The organism is Acinetobacter lwoffii (assembly GCF_024129735.1).
Lineage (GTDB): Bacteria > Pseudomonadota > Gammaproteobacteria > Pseudomonadales > Moraxellaceae > Acinetobacter > Acinetobacter lwoffii_H.
In genome coordinates, this window is record NZ_JAMXXK010000098.1 from 1 (window position 1) to 1,924 (window position 1,924).

2 protein-coding genes and 1 pseudogene are annotated in these 1,924 nt (G+C 45.0%); 2 read left to right on the plus strand and 1 reads right to left on the minus strand.

Annotated features, from left to right (window positions below; translation table 11 throughout):
* Both NI469_RS15590 and NI469_RS15595 read left to right on the plus strand, forming a co-directional pair.
* Nucleotides 1-257, plus strand: a 257-nt coding sequence (locus tag NI469_RS15590; RefSeq protein WP_253175653.1) for a hypothetical protein, incomplete at its 5' end; no start/stop codon positions are given.
* Between the two features lie 35 nt (nt 258-292).
* The gene (locus tag NI469_RS15595; protein ID WP_253175654.1) at nt 293-1,567 is read left to right on the plus strand and encodes a glutaminase; all 1,275 of its coding nucleotides are present in this window, start codon (nt 293-295) and stop codon (nt 1,565-1,567) included.
* Between the two features lie 114 nt (nt 1,568-1,681).
* Here the strand turns inward: NI469_RS15595 and NI469_RS15600 are convergent.
* Nucleotides 1,682-1,849 (minus strand): annotated as a pseudogene (locus tag NI469_RS15600) (DAK2 domain-containing protein); the annotation flags it as partial.
* Between the last annotated feature and the right edge of the window lie 75 nt (nt 1,850-1,924).

Sequence of the window (1,924 nt, forward strand, 5' to 3'; positions counted from 1 at the left end):
TCCTGGTCGTTAAAGTGTTTGTTTGCACTCATATTTTAACTGTTAGGACTCAGGTTTTTTTATTTAAAGCAAACTATGGGACAGCAGTGGCAGGAGCGCCCTTTTTTATGTCTCTTAAAACATCAATAAAAATAACAATACTTAAAAATGCAATTCATTTCTGGAGAATTGCCCATAAAGGGAATGCAGCCGATAACATGGATATGCAGAAAATTACCTTTTCACTCTGGTACTTAAGCCAAAAGCCGGTATGTTAATTAAAAATAACAGCCAACTGGAATAAGCTCATTCGATGAAAACCCCGGTGCCCGATTATCTCCAGCATGTATTAACGGTCTGTCATGATAATGATCAGGGCGCTTTGGCTGACTATATCCCTGAACTGGCAGCGGTAGATCCAAACAAGTTCGCCTTAGCGCTGACCACGGTGGATGGCACGATTTATTCCACGGGGGATGATGAAACCGAATTTACCATGCAGTCGATGTCCAAGCCTTTTGCCTATGCCTTGGCATTGCAGCATTTGGGAATTTCAGCAGTACTGGAAAAGGTCGGCGTTGAACCTTCAGGGGAGGCTTTTAATCAGATTTCACTGGATAAAGAAACCAATCTTCCGAAAAATCCAATGATTAACTCGGGTGCGATCACCACGCATTCTTTGATTCCGGTACAAAAAGGCATTTCACGTGCGGAATGCTTGCGCCGTTTTTTAAGTGAGCTGGCAGGCCGTCAACTGGAATTCGACAAGCAGGTGTATAAGTCTGAAGTCAAAACTGCATTCCGGAACCTGTCGATTGGTTACATGCTGCGAACTGTAGGTGTGCTGGATTCGGATCCTGTGGAAATCGTAAATGGATATATCAAGCAATGTGCGATTAAAGTGACGGTCAAAGATCTGGCAAATATCTGCAGTGTGCTCGCCAATGGCGGTGTTCAGGCCAAAACTGGCAAACAGTTGTTAGAACGTGATGTAGTACGTCAAGTGCTCAGCGTGATGATGACCTGTGGCATGTATGATGCGGCGGGTGACTGGCTGACGACGGTCGGAATTCCTGCCAAAAGTGGTGTATCTGGCGGAATTATCGGGGTATTGCCTGGGCAAGTGGGAATTGTAGTTTTTTCTCCTAAAATTGATGAGCATTGGCATAGTGTGCGTGGTGTGGATATCTTCGAGCGTTTGTCGCGGGACATGGGCTTGCATCTGATGGAAGGGACGCCATCGGCACAGACCATTTTGCAAAGTCGTTATATGGCAGGTAAGAACAATGACATTGTCGTGTATGAGCTGCGCGGCGTGTTGCAATTTACCGAGTCGGAAATGTTGCTGCGGATCTTGCAGGATGAGCCAGACGCTAAAACACGTATAGTCATAGACCTGACCAATTTGACTCTGATTCATGATGTGGGTGCACGTATGTTATTTGAAGGGGTCAAACGTTTACAAGCAGCTGGACACAAAGTGGTGGTCATTGATTCAGAAGGTGTATTGAGTGAGGAACAGGTGAAAGGCAATAAGCGGGTAGTAGTGACAGAAGAACTAGAGCGCTATTTGGACAAGTTTCATTAAGCCACATCCATAGGAATGAGTATGCCTTTCATTACTTGCGCTTTAAAACTTGCTCAGTAGAGGAAATGAAATATAAAAAAGCCCCGATGATTCGAGGCTTTTTTAATGAACGATTTATTTAATATGTTCTGCAATATCTGTAAAGATTACACTTAAGCCATGTGCACCTGCATCCGGATAGCCCAAGCTACGGTCACCGACAGTTCCGGCACGTCCCATACGTGCCACGATATCTTTGGTCGATTCCGCACCTTTTACCGCAGCCGGGCTTTGTTGCACAAAGATTTGAAATGCAAAGCGCCCCTAATTGAGCCAAATTTAAGGCGTAACTTGGGTAAGTGGTCGACCTAATTCCGT